Origin of the sequence: Streptomyces barringtoniae (genome assembly GCF_020819595.1) — a bacterium.
GTDB classification, from domain to species: Bacteria; Actinomycetota; Actinomycetes; order Streptomycetales; family Streptomycetaceae; genus Streptomyces; species Streptomyces barringtoniae.
Genome location: NZ_JAJHNP010000018.1, coordinates 54,240 through 73,122, shown reverse-complemented (window position 1 = coordinate 73,122; position 18,883 = coordinate 54,240). Strand labels below are relative to the sequence as shown.

General features: G+C 66.9%; 8 protein-coding genes. All 8 read right to left on the bottom strand.

Going from position 1 to position 18,883, the window contains the following annotated elements:
* Window positions 1-907: 907 nt before the first annotated feature.
* Genes dpdD through dpdE form a run of 8 tightly spaced genes read right to left on the bottom strand, consistent with a single transcriptional unit; the run spans window position 908 to window position 18,691 of the window.
* Complete coding sequence (gene dpdD, locus LMU33_RS28800) at window positions 908-2,995, bottom strand: protein DpdD (protein WP_228623539.1); 2,088 nt, start codon at window positions 2,993-2,995, stop codon at window positions 908-910.
* Window positions 2,992-3,513: a phospholipase D-like domain-containing protein DpdK gene (gene dpdK, locus LMU33_RS28795; RefSeq protein ID WP_228623538.1), complete on the bottom strand. Its 522-nt coding sequence runs from the start codon at window positions 3,511-3,513 to the stop codon at window positions 2,992-2,994. Before dpdK ends, dpdD begins: the two co-directional genes overlap by 4 nt.
* Window positions 3,510-8,030, bottom strand: a complete 4,521-nt coding sequence (dpdJ, locus tag LMU33_RS28790; RefSeq protein WP_228623537.1) for a protein DpdJ — start codon at window positions 8,028-8,030, stop codon at window positions 3,510-3,512. The genes dpdK and dpdJ overlap by 4 nt, the downstream gene beginning before the upstream one ends.
* Window positions 8,027-8,716, bottom strand: a complete 690-nt coding sequence (locus tag LMU33_RS28785) for a hypothetical protein (protein ID WP_228623536.1) — start codon at window positions 8,714-8,716, stop codon at window positions 8,027-8,029. Before LMU33_RS28785 ends, dpdJ begins: the two co-directional genes overlap by 4 nt.
* The gene (dpdH, locus tag LMU33_RS28780; RefSeq protein WP_228623535.1) at window positions 8,713-11,748 is read right to left on the bottom strand and encodes a protein DpdH; all 3,036 of its coding nucleotides are present in this window, start codon (window positions 11,746-11,748) and stop codon (window positions 8,713-8,715) included. The genes LMU33_RS28785 and dpdH overlap by 4 nt, the downstream gene beginning before the upstream one ends.
* Window positions 11,741-12,631 carry a protein DpdG gene (dpdG, locus tag LMU33_RS28775; protein ID WP_228623534.1) on the bottom strand — a complete coding sequence of 297 codons (891 nt, stop codon included), beginning with the start codon at window positions 12,629-12,631 and terminating at the stop codon, window positions 11,741-11,743. Before dpdG ends, dpdH begins: the two co-directional genes overlap by 8 nt.
* On the bottom strand, window positions 12,631-15,225 hold the full coding sequence (gene dpdF, locus LMU33_RS28770) for a protein DpdF (protein WP_228623533.1): 2,595 nt from the start codon (window positions 15,223-15,225) through the stop codon (window positions 12,631-12,633). Before dpdF ends, dpdG begins: the two co-directional genes overlap by 1 nt.
* The gene (gene dpdE / locus LMU33_RS28765) at window positions 15,218-18,691 is read right to left on the bottom strand and encodes a protein DpdE (RefSeq protein ID WP_228623532.1); all 3,474 of its coding nucleotides are present in this window, start codon (window positions 18,689-18,691) and stop codon (window positions 15,218-15,220) included. Before dpdE ends, dpdF begins: the two co-directional genes overlap by 8 nt.
* Window positions 18,692-18,883 lie beyond the last annotated feature (192 nt).

The following is an 18,883-nucleotide window of genomic DNA, read 5'->3' as shown; positions in this document are numbered from 1 at the left end:
ATGAGGGATCTCACACGGATCGCAAGCAAAGCGCATTTAGCGTCACCTACGAGGGTCTGAGTTGCCTTGGCGCATTTCTGCGGGAAGAGCCGTTGCCGCCGCTCACGGTCTATACGCGGGATGCCAAAGCACGCCGCCTGGCGGGTCAAGACGCGGTTCGAAGTCACGCGGGTCCCGCTATAGGGCCCCCGGAAGGGACGGATGCTTAGACGGTTGGAGCTGGCAGTCTGACATCAGAGGTTGACATCAACACCGCCGTATCTGGCGGATCGAGCCAACCACGGTCAGAGCAGAGTCGGCTCGTGGGGAGGCATCTACACAGATCGGCGACCACGGAGATCGAACTCCTGAAGCGTATGTCACTTCCCCACCCGGCCCGGCTCGAACGGTCTGGGACCCTCCACGACGGGCCGGCACTGGGGGAAGCAGTCACCGACCGACGCGGGCCACGCAAATCGTAGATGTCGTGCCGGGTGTCCACGGGCGGGATGCAGTTGCGGTACAGCAGCGAAGTACAGCAACCACCGCAACCGTAGGTGGCGATCAATGCCCGTCAATGTCCTCACGACCAGCGTCCTGGACAGCAGTGACCATCCGGCCGATAGTTCGGGACGAAGAGGCACGCGGCCGGTGCTGACAGGTCTCGCTCTTGGCCATCGATGAAGTCCGGCCGTCGGTTAGGTCCCGGACTGTTTCCGGGCGCCCCCAGACAGACCTGGGGACTCGTCGCGACTGCCGCCAGAAGGACGACGGCGTCCCGATGCTCGGCATCGCCCGCCTGCACAGCTCACACCTGGCCGCGTAGCACACCCACGCGGCCAAATCACAGTCGCAGCAAAGCTCCATTGCGGGACACCTCAGGTAGTCCTCATGACCGGCATGACAGTCGGCTTCGACTGGGCAACTGTCACACTCCGTGCACAGTGCGCAGCAAACCATGTACCGCGGCGCGCATGAGAGAGGCTGAGCCGCTCCCGTCCGCGTAGTCGATGACGGCTGCTTTCGCGTGCTGGGTAATGAAGCCCGTTGCGGCATGTTTGGCGCAACGGGTGGCCAATACGACCACATCGGCCTGTCGGGCCTTTTGACGTAGTGGCGGGCTGCCGACGCTGTCGTGCGCACAGGCGACTTTGACCCCAGGCGCAAGTTGCTGCAGGGCTTCGCTGACGCGGTCCAGCACTCGCTGGTCAAGGGAGTAGAGCAGAACGTTGCGGCCAGCGGCCTTCTGTAGGCTGGCGTCGGTATTCTGCGCTAGGTCATCGTCAGGCTGCTCGTGCCAATCGAGTTCGATGCCGAGTTCCAAGGACAGACGCCGGGCCATGGCGATGTCTGCGAGGTCCAGACGTCCCTGGTGCACACTGAGCGGCAGGAGCAGTGCCAACGCGAGGGACTCTCGGGCGTCCGGGTCGGGACAAGCCTCCAAGATCAACCGGTCTGCGAAGTCCAGTGCGATAGCAGCCCGTTCGGGAGCGACCCAGCGCTCGCACGTATCGGCGAGTTCTCCCAATAGCTGCCCGTAGACCACGGCGGAAGGGCTCGAACGCAGCACGATCTCGGTCAGTGCCTGCACAGCCAGCAAGTCACCGGGCCCTAGCCAGTCGTAGGCCAGCGCACACGTGATGAGAGCGCGCGCGCTGAGCGGTGCGGGCTGGTCGTATCCGACGCTTTCGATGAAGGCCCCAAGACAGCGCCAGACCTTCCTTTGGCCCTCGTCGTGCAGTTCTTCCAGCAGGGCAGCGACTCCCCGGTCGTCAGCGGCGGGTGAGGGCCACGCGGTCCAGACCTCATGCTCCAGGATGGCGTTCAGGCCGGTGTATCCGTCGGCGATCGCGCTGATCAAATCCGCCCACGAGGTGGGTATTGGTTCGACCGTGGCCGGGTCAGTGCCCTGCATCAGGGACGGCGGGGTTGACGGCTTCGGCGAATCAACCGGGGTACCTGCCGCCTCATGGGCGGGCTTGTTCTGGGGAGCGTTCTGCGGACTGAGAAGAGTCGTTACGGCTTCCCTGAGGACAGGCGGCAGAACGTCGCGCGACCCAGTGTGCTCGATGGTGGCGAGTATGCGCTGGCTGCTGTGAAGGGCGCCACGCGTCACCGCTGCCAGGAGCAGGACGACCAGTGCGTCGGCGGAGTAGGACTGCATGTCGTTCTCGAAGGGAGCCAGCGCAAGGAAGCCTCTATCGTGGAGGGCCTGTTGGGCGTCAGGCAGATCGCCGCGGCTCAGGGGCTCCTGCACGTCGCAGGAAAACACGGCATCCAGCACCGCTGCTTTCACTGGGGCGGGCGGGTCTTGCCGCAGCACGTCGCCCAGGCCGGGGTAGTCGAGCAGTTCTCGGTCGAGTCCGAGCCGGGTGAGTCGCTTGATGTGCAGGTGGGCAAGGTTGGCGGCGGTGATGCCTCCTTGGCCGACCAGTTGATCGAGTACCGCTTGGGAGGCGGCTTGACCGCCAGCCGCCAGGGCGGCGTCGAATTCGGCCAGCAGCCGTCCTGTCGGCTTCACTGCCCGCCAGAGTCGCGGTGGACGATGAGCCAACGTGTGCTGCATGAGCAGGGCCACGTCTGTCAGCCTCTGGCGGAAGCGGCGGTTGGGGTGGGTCTCGAGCCGGAAGGTGGTCGTCGCCGTTCCGGCGAACTCCTGCACCGCTGCTTCGATCGGATCGTTGGAGTCCAGGGTGCAGGGGTGCACGCCGGCGCCGCTGAGGTAGGTGGCGCCGGCGAAGGCAGTGATGATGTTGCCGACGAGAGTCGCGTGCGCATCGTCGCGGGCGATGACATAGATCGCGAAGCGGTCCTGGGCCTGCTGGTAGCGCGGCAGCACGATCGGGATGTCTCTGCCGCTGCGCAGCAGATCCACGAAAGGTCGAGCTCGATCGCCCTTGCCCGGGTCGGGATCCATGTCCGGCCAGGCGTCGTTTCCCCGGCCGAAGAAGCGCTGCAGGAAGGCTTCCAGGTCTTGGGTACTTGGGGCGGGGGCAGCCGGGCGCTGGGCGGTCACTGGTGTTCCTTCCATCGCTGGGCGAGTTCGAGGCGTGCCTGGCCCGCGTCACTGCCTCCCACCTTGTAGCTCACCGCCTCGTCGTTCTCCAGCAGGCCCCGCACCGTGAAGTTCATGGACCCGGTGAGCATCCAGTCCCGGCCGCAGATGGTCTTCTCGTGCACGGCGGGGCTCTGGACGACGCGCACGGTGTGACGAGGGGCCAGGCGATGTAGTCGTCCCAGGAATTGGACGTTGTGCGTATCGGGGCGCGTGACCACGGTCAGGGAGGTACCGGCCACCGTGATCCGTGCCAGTAGGTCGGCCAACGAGCAACTGCTGGGAGGGTTGTCGTCGAACAGGTCGTCGTATGTTCCCTGGCTGTTGTCGAGGATCTTCACATCGCTGATCCATGGTGAGACCAGCCACATCACCGGTCCGGGAGACATGAGTTCTCCGACGAGGGCCATGGCCAAGATGGCGTCGGCGCGCACGCCGGTATGCCCGCCGGTGCGTACGGGGCGCTCGATGCCGCTCACTGCGTGGCCTCCCGGATGTCCACTCGGACTCGCCACTGCTGACCGTCGCGTCGCATTCCTTGCATCTCTCCGTACAGGCGTAGCACGTCCCAGTCCACGGTCAGTACGGGCACACGGACGATGGCGTCGGACAGGGCCGTTGCGGCGTTCGTGTCGGCGGTCAATTCCACGGCGGCATGCTGGGTTATGGCGGCCTGATAGCGCTGTTCCCAGCCGTCTTCGGTGACGTCGATGCAGGGCAGTTGCTCGTCGTGTGCTGCGGCAGCAAGGAGACGGTCCAGCACGGGTGGCCGATCGAGGTAGGGCTGGTAGTGCTGAAGATGGTGGGTTCGGGCGTCCCGGCCCCGCGGCCAGAGCAGACTGAATGCCTGGTCGGCCGACAGGCCTGGGCCTGGGCCGGTGGGCAGGCGCCCGGAGCCGACGGCGTAGGCGATGACGCGGGCGTCGACTTCCACGCCCAGCCGGTGCTCCAGGGCCTGCCATGCGTCGATCAGGGCCAGTGCGCTGGCATCGGTGGTGGGGCTACTGCCCGGGCGGAGCAGTCGGGTGGACAGGGCTGCCACGGCACTGTGGCGTGGCGGTCCGTCGAGTGTGCTCCACGCCTTGCGAAGGTCGGTGAGTGCTTGGCGGGAGTCGGCTGCGGAGGTGCGGGCCCGCAGACCTGCCATGGCCTGTGCTGCTGGGCCGGTCGGTGCTGTGGTCACGTGGCGCAGGAGTCGGGTCACGGTGGTGTCGACGTATTCGTAGTCGTTGGGGGTCAAGGCTGTCTCGACCAGGCGCCAAAAGCGCCGTGGGTCCTCGGCGTAGTAGCGGGAGAGCTGTTCGATCACTCCCAGGCCGCCGATCGAGGTCTCACTGAGCCATACGGTGGCCGGATGGCCGTCCTGGGGGGCAGGGACTACGTCGACGATCAGATCGCCGTCCTGTGCGTCCGGGCACGCACGCAGTGCTGCAGCGAGGACGGCAGCGGCCACGGTGTCGGTGTAGGCCCGCCGTGCCAGGTCGGTGGTGCGTACGGCGATGTCGGGTGTCACCAGGAGGTGTCCAGCCCGGTCCAAGGCGTCCATGACGGCGGGGACGTCGCTCAGTTCCGTAAGTGTGGCGATGAGCCGTTCGTTGGTGTGGGCGGGCTGGCCGGTGGGCTCGTCGCGGTAGAGCACACTGAGGATTTCTGCCAGATCCTCCCGCCAACTGCCATCCGCCAGGGCGGCACGGATCGATGACGGATCGGGGCCGTCGTCGCTCATGCCTCGTAGGGAGAACGACGTCAGGTAAACCAGGGCGAGCCAACCGCGCTGGAACTGGTTGGTCACCTCTGCCAGTGCCCGATCGTCGTTCACCGCCTGAAAGAAGGCCAGGGTCCGCCATTGGGGAGAGGCGAGGTAGTGGGAGATCTCGGGGCGGGTGGTGTCCAGCGGGGCGAGGGTGAACGACGCGGCGTCCACGCTGAGCCGGAATCCGAGGGCTGCAGGTTCCCCGTTGCAGGTGTAGTGCACGGTTCGGGCATCTGTCGTGCCCGAGTCGTAGCTCACCTCGAAGCGGGCTCCGGCAGTCATCCGGCGCACTTCGACGGGGTTGCCTGCTGCATGCAGGGAGAAGCCGACGGCAGTGATGCGGTCCTGCCACGAGGACGGGCGTGGAACGTCCCCGGGCAGGGGCGAGGTGTTGGTGTCGACGACGATCTGCGAGCCCCACAACGGAAAGCCTTGTGACCGGTCGGCGACCGGTCTGGGCGGCTGACTCAGGTGCAGGCGATGGGGGCGCAGTACGACCAGACCCGTCTGGTCATGTCCCGGAGGGAACCATCGGCCTTCGGGTGTGGGGTCCGGGACGAGGCTTTCGTCGAGTTCCAGGGTGTCCTGGCCAAGTGGGGGGACGGGCAGCCAGGTGCGGTGGTCGTTTCGCTGGTAGCCGTAACGGCGGCTGACGCGGCCGGGTACGGCTTCTCTGAGAGCCCTGGCGATCGGCAGCAGTTCGTCGGTGTTGTCCTGCACGGCGTCGCCGGCGGCCTGGCGCGCAGCGAAGGGCAGGGTCAGTGCGACCTCGGGCACGTTGAGCGGGTCGAACAGGGCGCGGGTCACGAACTCCGGCAACATGGTCCCGGGTTCGGCTCCGGGGTCCTTGTCCTGGAGGGTCTGCCAGTTGCTCTTCAGTCGGCGGGTCGCGGTAGGTACCACGCTGAGCAGCAGTGATCGCGGCTCCTCCCACAGCAGGGCCTGCACCTCGTCGGCGCTCAACTGGAGTGCCGTTTTGAGGTGACGCGCCAGATCGTCCTGGAGGGTGGCATTGGTCAGCAGACTCCCCAGCAGATGCGCGAACTGCTGGCGGGCGCCGTCGTCCTGAGTCTTGATGCCGTTTCGTGGCGCGGTCAGCAGTTGCCTGGGGTCGTTCCAGATTTGGCGGGAGCGCAGTTTCCGCCCGGCCCAGTCCAGTAGCGACTGCGCTCCCTGGATCTTGATTACAAAACGGTTGTTGACCGGGAGGTGGCGTGCGGCCACTTCCGGCTGGAACAGCGTCTCGTATGCCTGGTAGGCGAGCCGATCCCGGCCGTAGTCGGAGAGGGTGATGACCGTGATGGGGCGCATGGCGCGCTGACGGCCGGCGCGGCCGCGTCGCTGGATGAAGGCCGCTGCGTCGTGGGGTGCCTTGTGCTGGAGGACCAGTCCGACGCGCGGGTCGTTGAAACCGACTTCGAGGGAGGCGGTCGCCACCGTCAGGTCGGCGTGCAGATCGACTCCGACGTCCTGCGACGACGTGCGAGCCACGCGCAGGGCATGGCTGCCCGCCCCGGGGGCGAGTACATGGCCGATCTTCTCCATGAGGTCCCATGACTGGCCGTCGCGGTAACGGGCGCGGTGCTGGGGGCTGGCCGGAGCGCGGAGGGCGGCGAGCGCGGGATGGCGGCCGCTTGGCCGGCCGTAGCGGTCTTGCTTTCCCTCGGCGTCGCGCAGGTCGTCGTAGAAGCGGTTGGTGACGTCCAGGTCGTCGGTGAAGAGGAATCCGGTGGACCCGTACAGGGCGGCGTCTTCCTCGGGATCGAGCATGCGCCCGAAGAGCATGGCCGTTTGGATGGAGGTGGACAGCAAACTGCTGCCGGCGATCGGATCGCCGCGCAGTGCTAGGGCGTATTCGCGGCCTTCCTCGTCCATGCTGTCGTCGACAGGCTGGATGTACTCGACGTCGTTGTCGCGCAGACCCACCAGGCGGGCGAAGAACGCACTGGCGTCGCGCAGCGTGGCGCTCAGTCCGACGAAAGTGACCGGTTTACGGACTGCCTGCTGCCATCGGCGCAGCAGGAGGGCCGTCTGTGCTCCGTGAAGCCCAGCGTAGGTGTGCACCTCGTCGAGCAGGACCAGCGAGGGGACCGCGCCTGCCTGCCAGCCCAGCAGTCGGCCGATGCCTCCTGCGGCGCTGTAGAGGTTGAGCATCTCGGTGGTGGTGAACAGCAGGTCCGGTGGCTGCTCGCGCTGGCTTTGGCGGGTGAGAGCCAGGCGCCCCTCCTGGATGACACTCTGGCAGGTGGGGTTTAGGCATGTCAGTCGTTCTTTGTTGTTGCGGCGGTCGGTGTCGTGCCACAGGAGTTCACCGCGCTCGCATTGCGGGCACGTCAGGTAGGGGCAAATGGCGCCTTGCTGGGTCCGCTTCCAGGCTGTGCGGCCGTTGGCGCCGGATTCAAGGCGTCTGTCCTGGGGGTCGTAGGGCGTGTCTCCGTAGAGAGCGCCCAAGCGAAGCGGTCGGCGCTCGCAGCTTTGTAGGGTGGGTTCCAGTGCGTGGGCCGTACTCAGTGCCTCCCGCAGTTGGTCACGCAGCAGTTCCTTGCGTGGATACAGCGCCAGGGTATGCAGTCGGAAACTGTTCGGGCGGGCGTGTTCGGCCATGGCCGCGAAGGCGGGCAGGTAGAAGGACAGTGTTTTGCCGCTGCCGGTGCCGGCGCCCACGATCACACCGCTGGATTGCGGGCGCTTGAGGGCATTAGTCACCGCCGCGGCGGCATCGATCTGGAACCGGGCGAGGTCGCGGGAACCGATCTGCCCCTGGGCTACGCGCTGCTGGAGGTGACTCCACCCCGGCAGGTTGGCGAGTTCCTTCAGTGCGGTCGCCGCAGGGATGTTGCGCTGAGGGTAGCGGCGCGGCGCGATGTGCAGGCGGTAGTCGGCGACGAGTCGTTTGCCGCTCTGCCACCACGGCGTGGCCTCGTCGCGGACCTGCCAGGGGAAGAGTTGCCGCAGTTGGGCTGCCAGACGGACGGTCTCGGCCAGTCGCGTGCGATATTGCGGGGGCGAGGTGTCCGGCACCTTAAACAGCCAGGCGCGGTCGCGGAATTCGTACAGCAGGTCTTCACTCGATATGCCTGCCGCTTCCTGCGGGGCGTCGGGCAGGCAGAGATCGATGGCCTCGAGGACTTCACTCTCGGTCAGCGCGCCGTCGGTGATGCCCCAGGACACGAGGGGCAACTCGCGGTCCTCGAGGGTATTGAGGACGTGGTTGTAGAAACGAGCGCGGGACGGTGTGATCACGTGCGCCTCCTGCGGACTTCCAGGTCAGCGTCGAGATCGACGCGACGCAGCAGCGCGATCTCCTCGTCCGTGATGTCGCTGAGCAGCAGGGCGGTGCCGGAGGCCAGGCGATCCAGGAGCGTCTGCAGTCCTTCCGGCGGCGGTGGCGCGGTCTCGAGCAGTTCAGCCAGTTCCGCGTGGGCGTTGGCGAACAGAGTGATCACAGTTGCGTCGACGTCGGCGCGAGCAGTCTTGATGAGGTCCTGGTGCAGTGCTTTGGCCCGTGCCTGGTCCTGCAACGAGAGCATGGCTTGCCGCGCCATCTGCAAGGCCGCCAGTTGGGCTTGTGTCCACTGCCGCCATGCTTCCTGACTGTCCTGTGCTATGCGGTCGGCGACCTTTTGTACGGCTGTCGAAGCCCTGGTGAAGGCGAGGTTGGGAGGCAGTCCGCCGCCTTCGCAGTGGCGAGTGAACGCTGCCAGGCCCGTGTCGAGCCCGGAGAGGTCGATGTCGCCCGCCGCTGGCTGGGCCATCAAGGAGCGGGCGATACGCTGGCGGCGCTGCAAGGACATCAACTGGTTGTGCAGTACGCTGATGCGTTCGCTGATGCGCCTCGCTTCCTCCTCTCCCTTCTCTCCCTCGTTGAGCCGGCGTGCCTCCGCCTGCAGGCGCTCGGCCTTTTGCAACACGGACAGGGGCGCGCTCATCGATCCTCCTCCGGTGCGCTCAGCGACCGCCACTCGGTCAAAAGTTCCTGGACACCCCTGGCCGCCTCATCGCCATGGGTGTTGGTGCGGGATGCAGCGTGCTCCAAAGCGGTGGTCAGCCATGCATCACTGGCCTGCAGGAGGCCGCTGACCACTTGGATGGTGACCCCTCGGTCACGCACGGCCGCCGTGATGCGCGCCGCGTCGGGGGCCTCGGGCTCTTCCGCCCGCAGGAGATCGTCTTCGAGTTGGTTCAGGATCTTCCAGTCGGCATCTTGCGCCCGTGCGAGACGTTCGGTGATATCCGCCCTGGTGGCCAGCGGAACCGGGATGCTGGCATCCTCGGCCGCAAGGAGCGCATCGCGCACGGCGGCCAGGACCTGCGCCCCGGTCGTACCCCGCGGATGGTGCCGGCGTATGCCGTCCAACTTCCGGCGCAACGACGCATTCTGCGCCTCTACCATGTCCGTCCAGTCGGCGAAGTTCCTGACGGCCTTCTTCACCCACTCCGGTATGTCCGATCCCGTCACCTGCCAGTCCCACTGTGCTGCCGCTCGGCGCAGCAACGGGAGCGCCCTCGCCGCGTCGATCATCCGTGCCTTCCCATCGCCCTGGGCCACGCCCAAGGCGTCGCGCAACCGCTCGACGAGGGGGATCCGGTACTGGAGGTGGCCCTCCAGGGCCCGACTCCATGCGCTTTCGCGGCCCGCGGCGTCCTGGCGCGCCCAGGAGCGTCCGTCGGCGAATGCGATCGCCAGCAGTTCGGCCTCGTCCATGCCGGGCCACGCCAGCCCGGCCAGAGCGGCCCCGATCAGGGCTGCCCGCAATCCGAGGACCAAGTCGTCATCGGTGATCTGCAAGTTCTTCTGCAGGGCGGTGGTCAGCGACGCGGTGTAGCGGTCGGCGTCTGTGCTCAGCCGGCGTACGTGTTCGGCACGCTGGGCGTGCTGGCCGTTCTTGAGCAACAGCACGCTGCGCAGGTAACGGCTGTTTCGTGCCGTCCGCTTGAACTTGATCGGGGCTGTGTCCGCGCCCTGGATGTTCTCCGTTGCGCCTTCGATCGAGACCACACGGGCATTGAGAGGCCAGGCTGAGCGAATCGTCGCCTGTGTCTGTTCCCGCATCAGCGGATTGACCCAGCGGTAGCGCTGCGCAACGGCGGTCGCGATGACGGTGCGCAAGTCGCTGGCCACGGCCTGCGGCAGTACTTGTTCGCGGGTAAGCCAGTCCTCCACGGCATTGACCTTGGCCTGGAGAGAGCGAGGCAGCTTTTCAGTGGTGGTCTCCGTCTCGGTCTGCTGCTTTTCCCGCTCCGCCGGTTGGACTCTGATCGGCTGCCGAGGAGTGGCGCTTGCCCCCGAGAAGGTGCGGTCTTCAAGAGCAAAGGCTTCTATGACCGCGGACGGCAGCGCGCCAGCGTGGTCGGGGGCCCCGCCCCAGAACTCCAGGACAATCTTCCGGCGGTCGGCGTCGAGATGGTCCTCTGCCTCGACGACTTCCTGTACATCGGTGGACAGCGGCTCGTCGATGTCCGCGGTGGGGAACTGAGTACGGAAACGAGTGTCCGGGAAGGTGCCTTCCTTGAGTGCGCCGGCGTGGTCGACCAGGACGGGGCGAATCACGCTGCCGAGCACGGTGCGCGGGACGAAGGCGTAGGGGTCGTTGCGCGGAGCCGTCGCGTGGATGGTGCGGACCAGGGCGGAGGAGTTGAACGGATACAGGCCAAAGCCCTCGGAGGTCACTCCGAACTGCTCATGGCATCGGGAGACCAGGTCGCAGGTCTCACAGGGATTGCGCACCTGTGGCCCGCCCTCGTTCTCCAGGGCGTCCCGCCCGACCCGGGCGGCGTTGAGATACCGTCCGACGAACGAGGTGATCTCGGATTCACCGCGGTCGTCCCTGGTGAAGGGGACGTTGAGGTTGTAGACGTAGCCAGCGGTGGCCCGGACACGGGTGAGCGCTGTCTCCGGGAGATCGCTGAAGTAGCCCGTGGTTACCGCCATAAGGGTACGAATCGGGGCCAGGGTGGTGCCGCCGTAGCGGTTGGCGGCCTCGATGACCGCATCGAGGAGGTCCTTCTGCACGCCTTGGATCAGCGCGAAGTCCTCGATGAGCAGGATGATCTCCTTGCCCTTGCGGGCGTACTCCCGCCGCACCTGCAGCATGGCGTCCTGCAGGCGGCCCGCTCCCAGGCTCGCCACCCGTTTGACGGCCGCTTCCAAATGCTGGTTCAGCAGGTCGACGGCGGCCTGCTGCAGCTGCGTGTTGCCCGAGATCACATTGATCAGCTTGATCGTGACCTGAGCGGCACGGTGGAGGTCCAGCAGGTCAGTGGGGAGATCATCCATGGTGAACGCCATCGGGCGGTCCGGCTCGCCGTCCATGCGATCCTGCAGCAGTTGTTCCGCCAGCCTGGAAATGAACTTGCCCTGTCCGAGCATGAAGGCGCTCACGTGCGGGTCCTGTAGGACGACCGTGAGACCGCGGGGACCGGCGAGCGGACGAGCGTGCTGAGGTACGTCCCGGGCCGTCGTAGCGGCCAGGGACTCGCTGAGGGCGTTCACCAGACGCCTGCTCAACGTGGCCGCGTCCACGCCATCGGTGAACCGGTGGATGTCAGCGCGCAACTGAGCCAGCGCGCCGCTGTCCGCATCGGCAAGCAGGGCGTCGATCACAGCGCGGAGGCTGGTCTTGGCCTTCTCCAGATAGATGACCTTGTATTTGCCCGAGGGGGGCAGGTTCTCGCCCACCCAGCGCACCAGGTGCGACTTTCCGGTCCCGGAGTCACCGACGATCGGCAACAGGAGCGCGCCGGTGTCGGACTGCAGCGACAGGAAGTCCTTCAGGACGGTGTTCTCGTCGATGAGCGGGCCGTCCGAGACGATGGCACGTCCGTCCAGACCAGCCCGGCGGATGCGCAGCGGCGCATGCGTGGCCAGGAAGACCGCACGAGAGGGGCTGACCGCCTCGGTATTGATCGTCGCGGCCGCAGTTTCGGGCGTCCAGCACAGGAAGCCGCGGAAATCAGCCATGCTGGTCCTCCGAGATGACGATGTCGGACACGTAGTGCGACGGACGGTCGGGATCATGAAGCGTCAAGACGCGCTGGGCGTCGGCGTCCTGCTGCAAGACGAGCCAGCCCTCGTCTTCGCCGCGCAGCAGGGCGTAGGACAAGGCGGCCCCTGCTGACTGGGCACCCGGGTTGGAAACTCCCATGGCATTGGCGTAATCCCCGCCCGGCAGGACCGGCAGGGCGGTGCGCAAGGCTCGGGCAGCGTCGACGGCGTTGACGCGTTCCCCGACAGGCCACAGCCTTTGCACCGTCTGCTTGACGGCCTCTGTGCAGTCCGGCAGCAGGGGGCCCACGCCGCTGGTGGGCAACAAGGGGGCTGCGGCCAGGCCCAGAGCCGGCGCCCAGTGCACGAAACGGTTCCAGCGCGTGTCGTTTCGCGACGCAGTGCCCGCGTCGGGATTGAGGTCGATGGACTGCTCGCGTTGGACGATTGCCCAGGTGGCCGGTCCGTCGAGCGGATCGCAGGAGAGGAACCACACGAGGATGCGGGTGAGGTCGCGCGAACCGGTCTGTCCTGCGTCGTCAGCCAGTCCGACATTGAGCTCACCGGCCAGGACAGCCTGGCGCAGGGCGCTGCTGAAGGACGGGAAGTCCGTGCCGTCGAGGTCGCCAGCGTGTCCGGCGAGCGAGAGGGGGTCTTTCTCTTCGGCGATCAACTGCAACTCGCGCAGAGTACGCAGGGCTTGGTCGAAGGCCTTGTTCTCCTTGCCCTCGGTCAGGGAGGGCGGAGTTAGAAGAGCCCGCGCGCGATCGGTCGCCAGCGGCTTTCCCTCTGCGGCAAGAAGGCGAACGACGGCCCACATAAAGGGTGGTATCGAGGACTCGGCGAGAAGCAGGGCCACTAGAACGACTCCAAGGCAGTACGCACCCACAAATGGGCGCGGTGAATTGCAACAAGTGGGGCGTCGGGGCGATCCGGGTGCGCCAAAGACCGTGGATGCAGCAGGTAGGTTACATCCTGGGAATCGAAGCGCATCGCCAGATCGTCTCCCACGTGGGAGGCGGAAGAGTCGAGCAGCCAGACCATCGGGTTGGTATAGCGGCCCAGGAGGTCCTCATCCCTGTCAACGATGAGGGGGTGGGGGCGCACGTCGCGTTGCAGCCGTCGGGTGGCCAAGCGGGCAAGCCCCGGACCGCCGAGCACCGACATCCCCCGCACGGCCAGGTGCTCGAGCAGTTCGGGCATCAGGTCGATGAATTCCTGCTCGGTCTCCCAGTAGATGGAAAGGCATGGCAGGTCACCGCGGAACCGCTTCAGGGGGTCCTCGCGTCGGTTCGGCCACGACGGCACGGCGGGCCAGGGCTCGACCGCGAGTCGGTAGTAGCCCTCCGGGGCGGTGCGCGGCGGACCCTGCTTCCGGCAGGGCGGGCATCCGCGGCAGGTGACTCCGGTGGTCAGGACGCCTTGGCGGTAAGGCACCCGGTAGTGGTCGGCGAGCGCCTCGCCCCAGCAGCGGTCGCCGCGCAGAATCCTTCGCAGCCGGCCGGCGGCATCACGTTGGTCGTTGATGATCAGCCGACGGACGTCGTTGAATCGCTGCAGGAAGTAGGTGCGGTCGTTGGTCTGCCCGTCCACGAGGAAGACGTCGAACTGCTTGCCCAAGGACGTGTAGAACGCGTCGAGGCGTCCTTGCCAAGTCGTGTCGGTTTCCCTCTCGCCGCGCTGCGGGGGTTCGGGGATGGTCACCTTGATGAGACCAGCTCTGACCATGAAGTTGAGAATGCGTTCGTTCCAACTGCGGTGACGGCCGAAGCCTTCGGGCATGTCGGCAGGCAGGGCTTCGAGGCTGAGCCGGTGAGCGCCGTTGTCGGTGGCGGTGCGCCCCACCCACATGGCACGCCACCGGGCCCAGGCCCGTTCGGCGGTCAATTGCGGGCTGCGATTGATGCTTTCGGCCAGCGCCTCGTCACCGGGGGCGGTGGCCATGTAGGCAATGCAGGGGTTCCCGTCCCGCCCGGCGCGGCCGACCTCCTGGTAGTAGCGGTCCGTCGTTTCCGGGAGGCAGGCGTGGACCACGGTGCGCACGTCGGGGAGGTCGACTCCCAGACCGAAGGCCGAGGTGCCCACGACCACGTCGAAGCGTGTGCGCTCGGCTCCGACTGGAGTCGATCCCGCCCAGCCCTCGAGAGCCTGCCGCCGCTGGTCGTCGGTGGACTTTCCGGTGACCTCAGTCACGCGGCGAAAGCCCGCCTGGCGAAGCCGTTCAGCCCAGTCAACGGCGTCCTTGACCCGGGTGGTGTAGAGCGCCAGAGGCCGAGGCAGCATGGCGACTGCGTCGATGACGGCTTGGTCCCGACTCTGGTCGTCGGGACAGGTGTCGACGTAGTAGCTGGGCTCGTGGCGGAGTTGAGACGCCCATACCACCTGGGCCTGCCCCTCCTCGGCGAACAACTGCTCTAGAAGGCTCACTTGCTGGTGGGTGAGAGTGGCGCTCATCGCAACGGTCACCGGCGCCTGGTCCTGGGGGGCCTTGCGCAGCCAGGTACGCCGGTGGCTGGCCATGGTCTGGAACTCGGGCCGAAAACCGGTGCCCCACTGTTCGACCAGGTGCGCCTCGTCGATGACGAAGTACTGCAGCAGTCCGGCTTCGGCGGCGTCCTCCAGCGGCTTCTTCAGCGCTGTCACCACCGCTTCGGGGGAGGTGAACAGCACGCGCTGTCGGCCGGTTCGGACGTCATCGCAGATCTGTCGCTTGGTCTCCTGCGGCATGCCGCCGGTGTAGGCGTAGCGGCCGGTCGGACTCTGCCTGCCCTGGCGTGCGAGGGCTGCTTGTGTTCTGGCCTCCATGTCCAGGGCGAGAATGACGGTAGGGACGACTACGACGGACACTCCCCCGCGGGCGCCTGCCAGCAGGGCGGCGGCTTGCGCCACTGCGGTCTTGCCGTGGCCAGTGGGCAGGCACACGATCGTAGTGCTGCCCGCGGGAGCCAGCGCGACGGCCCGTGCGGCCTGCTGCTGTCCGACGGAGACGTACTCCTGGTAGCCGAGCGCCTCTGTCCAATAGGGGTCGGCCGACTGGGATTCGAGGTGCCGTCGGTGCGGTGAGTCCTCCCCCAGGTGGATCTGCTTCAGATCTTCCCGTGCGCTCTGCTGTGCTTGAGGGGTAAGGGCTCGTGGGTGCCACTCGAGGGCAAAGACGCGCAGTCCGCCTCCGGTGGGCAGCGTCCTGCACGCCATCTGCTCCCACTGCTCTCGGCTGGGCAGGGCCGCGTCCAACGGCACCTTGAGGCCGGCATGGTTGCCCCTGACCGCGGCCTCCAGCAGGACTTGGCGAGTCAGGGCGGCGATGTCGCGCCAGCCGACCGCGTCCGTGCGGTGGGCCGCTCGGTCGGCCAGGGCGTCCCTCAGCCGCCGCAGCGTCCCTGTCGCAGTCGTCGCGGGAACCGCAGGCCAGGCCGAAAACAACTCCTGTGCGTGCGCCCACAGATCACCCATGGTGGTTCACCGTCCGGTATCCACCGCGCACGATGCAGGTGGCGGCCACCACGCGCACCGACGGGCGGCTCAGTCCTTCTGTCAGATCCAGGGACACGGCGACGTCCAGCAGGTAGCTTTCAGTGTCGCCCAGCAGGTGGCCGGCCGCACGTCGCGCCTGCGCCTGCGCGCTCATCACGGCAAGTTGCTGTCGTGCCTGTTCCTGGGCCTGGACGCACTTGCTGACCAGATCGGATGCCTGGACGAGGTGGGCGCGAGCCACGTCCTGGGCTGCTTCGGCCGCCCGGCGGTACTCCTGCCCGCCTCCGAACAAGGCGAGCAGTTGCTGATGGTTGGTGAAGTTGTAGTTCTGATCGCCCTGTCTGCCGTAGGGCTCGTCCAGCCACTCGCACGCCTTGAGGTTGGTGAGAGCCTCTCGGTGACCGGCCGGCACCCAGACCTTGCGGGTGAACGGTGCGAGCAGGCGGTCGGCCTGGCGCCGCAGTGCCCGGCCGGCTTCCGGTACGTCGTCGACGTGCTGCAGGGCGGAGCCGATGTCGGCCTCCACGAGGTACTCGAACCCGAAGTACGCCTCGTCGGCGCCCCGGCAGGCCGGGTCGAAGCGCCGGAAGGCCGTGGCCTGCCCGCGTTCGTCGGCGAAGACGATACCGGCCAGCATGTCGACGAAGGGGTTGCCCCAGCGGAAGAGCCGGGTCCCCGGTGCGCGCAGGGCGGTGGAGCGGTTGAACACGCCCTGGGACATGTGGGGGTGGATGCTTTCGGTGGCCGCCTTGTGGCGTCGGGGATCGATCAGGGGACGCGAGGAGACGACATCGAAGCAGTCACGCTGGTGACCGGCGACGGTGCGCAGGTCATGCCGGAAGCGCAGGCCGCCGCTGCTGTCGTCGGCGTAGTGCACCAGGCTCTTCCGCAGCGTGCGCCAGTCCTGTTCCAGGCGGTCGAGCGCGCCCGTGGTCTGACGTGCCTGTTCCGACGTCTCGTGGATGGACTCCAGCATGTCCATGGTGTCGATGTCCCGTTTGGCCTGGCGGAGGTCCTCACGCAGGGCAGGTGCCAGCGCCGTGAGTCCTCCGGGGCCGTCGGTCAGCGCCTGCCGCCACACCCGGGCCAGCCCTTCGGCAATGATGTCCTGCAGAGTCGAGACCGACGCCGTGAACAGGTCATATCCCTCATGGAGGAGGGTGGCCCAGGCGCCGCAGAACATCTCGTTTCCTTCGCGGTCGCCAATGCGGAACTGCTGCGCCGGCCGATTCTGCCGCAGCGATTCCACCCCCCGGTAGCGGTCCACCCGTCCGATCCGCTGCTCCAGGCGGTTGGGGGACCACGGCAGTCGCATGTGCACCACCGTGTCGGCGACCTGCAGGTTCAGCCCGTCCTCGGCCGAGGCATCGGCGACGAGGACCTGGCACAGTCCCGCGTCCTGCGGGGCACGCCATGCCTGCACCGCACGTTCGCAGGCGTCCGTGCCGGCTTCCGCCGCGTGCAGACCCACAACTGCAGTTGCCGCGTGGGCGACGGTGAGGGCGGTCGCCAACTGCGCGGCCAGGGAACCCGGGCCGCAGAAGATCACCACCTTCGTCCCGGGACGCATCACTGGTGCCAGCACCTGGGCAAGGAAGGTGCAGGCGTGGGCTTCAGAGAAGTCGGCGCACTGGTTGCTGTAGGTCTCCACCAGGCTGTCTTCGCCCGGCAGGGCCCGTGGCGCCGCGAGCAGGTGCCGTTCCTGTTCGGTGAGCCCGGCACGGTCAGCGGCGTGCTCGTCGAGGTGGGTGCGCCAGCGCAGTGCGCACAGCAAGTCCAGGACCGGGCCCCCAGCCCGGGAGGCCAGCACCGCCAGCGCCATGGCGAAAGCCGCGTACTGGTCGTCGTCTGCTTCCGTGTCCATCAGGTGGTCGGCGGCCAGCGTGCGCCACTCGAGCAACAGCTCCTGGCCCATCTGGTGTTTTTCCAGATCCACCGCGAGCAATCGCGGGCGGGTCCGTCCCCTGACCTCGTAGGGCACCAGGTCCGTCTCCTCGTCCTCCGTTAGCACGGAGGCACGACGATGACGGATGACCCTGCGGTGCAGACGGTAGGTCTCGCTGAGGTGAGCTCTCAGGCTCTCCACGCGCACGCCCAGTTCGGATTCTTGGTCCTCGTCCGCCAGATCAGCGTTCTCGGTGAGCAGATCCAGCACTCCGGCAGCCAGGTCTTCGAAGTGTGCATCGGGCGGCAGGAGGTCTCGCAGGCTTTCAATGGTCATCGGCAGCAGTGCGGGGAAGTAGGCGTCCAGCTGGAACACGCCGTCGGCCAGGTCCTTGCGCCGCCGGTAGCGTTCCTCGAACGCGGCACGGTCGTCCCACCTGTACAGGTCCTTGTCCAGCAGATGCAGCAGGCCGAGATGGGTGACGTAGTGAGAGGTCACCGGTGTGGCCGACAGCAACAGCAGTCGGGCAGCCGAGTGGGCGATGCCGCACAGTTCCCGGTACGGCGATTGCGCCGACTCGGTGATGCCGTGGACGAGGAGGTGAGCCTCGTCCACGATGAGCAGGTCAGCGCCTCGGTAGGTCTCCCACTTGCGGGGGGTCTCGTGGGCGGTGAAAGTGATGCGTGCATCGGGGAAGTCGTCGATGAAGAACTTCTCCAGCATCTCGCTGCGCCACTGCCTCACCAGGGGTTGGGGCGCGACGACGACGATCCTGGCGCGGGGGTTGTCGATGAGGGTCTGCCGCATGACGTAGCCGGCCTGGACCGTCTTCCCGAGCCCCACCTCATCGGCCAGCAAGTAGCGCTGCACCGGGTCGGAGAGGACCGTCAAGGCGGCCTGCACCTGGTGGGGGTAGATCTCCACGGCAGCGGAGAGCAGAGCGGGGATGCTGCCGCTGGCACTGCGCTGGGCGATGAGGCTCTGCAGCATCGGCAGGCGGGCGTCATGGAAGTAGCCGGACTCGTTTCCGCCGGCCCCGAGTGTGGCCACCGGATTGCGCACCGGTTCATCCCAGCGCACATGCAACTCCGCCACCTTGATGGGCAGGTGCACGTCCGGATAGTTGGGGAACTGTACATAGTACACGCCCGGGTCGCTGCCGCGCACCCGTCCCACGATCCACACGCCCGTGCTGGGATCGCGCCGGTAGACCCGGGTCTCCTCCGACAGGGTCACCGGCGTGCACAACCGTGCAGCGATGCGCTGCTGTAGCGCAACAGGTTCTGCTATCGACTCGAAGAAGTCGACCTGGACGCTGTCTCCTTCAAGCGCCCCTACCCGCCCCACCCCCGGCGAACCGGCGAACCGGACGAAATCCCCCACCCTCAGCCCCGACATCGCACTTCCTTCACAAGATGCCCACATCCAGCTGGTTGAAGCGTAAACCGCGCCACCGACAACGCCCCCGCCGGGTGGACGATCTAGGTCACCGCAATCAAGTCGTAACCCGGGCCGCCCGCCACCGCTTCGTCGGGCGCCACCCTGCCGCCATCCCGCCACCCTTCCGCGCCCCCAAGTGACATCGCGGATGAGATCACAATAAAGATGATCACGTGGTTTCATAACCCATGCAGTTAGTCCGGTCAATACTGAGCACAAGCAATCAGTACCTGACGTTGCAGGACCACAGCGATACCCGCCGTGCCGGGACGTTACAGGCGTTGCGGGCCGAGAAAGAGAGCTAACCTGCCT

Coding starts and splice junctions, on each gene's coding strand:
- LMU33_RS28785 (WP_228623536.1), bottom strand. CDS start 8,716: ATGAGCGCGCCCCTGTCCGTGTTGCAAAAGGCCGAGCGCCTGCAGGCG.
- dpdH (WP_228623535.1), bottom strand. CDS start 11,748: ATGGCTGATTTCCGCGGCTTCCTGTGCTGGACGCCCGAAACTGCGGCC.
- dpdF (WP_228623533.1), bottom strand. CDS start 15,225: ATGGGTGATCTGTGGGCGCACGCACAGGAGTTGTTTTCGGCCTGGCCT.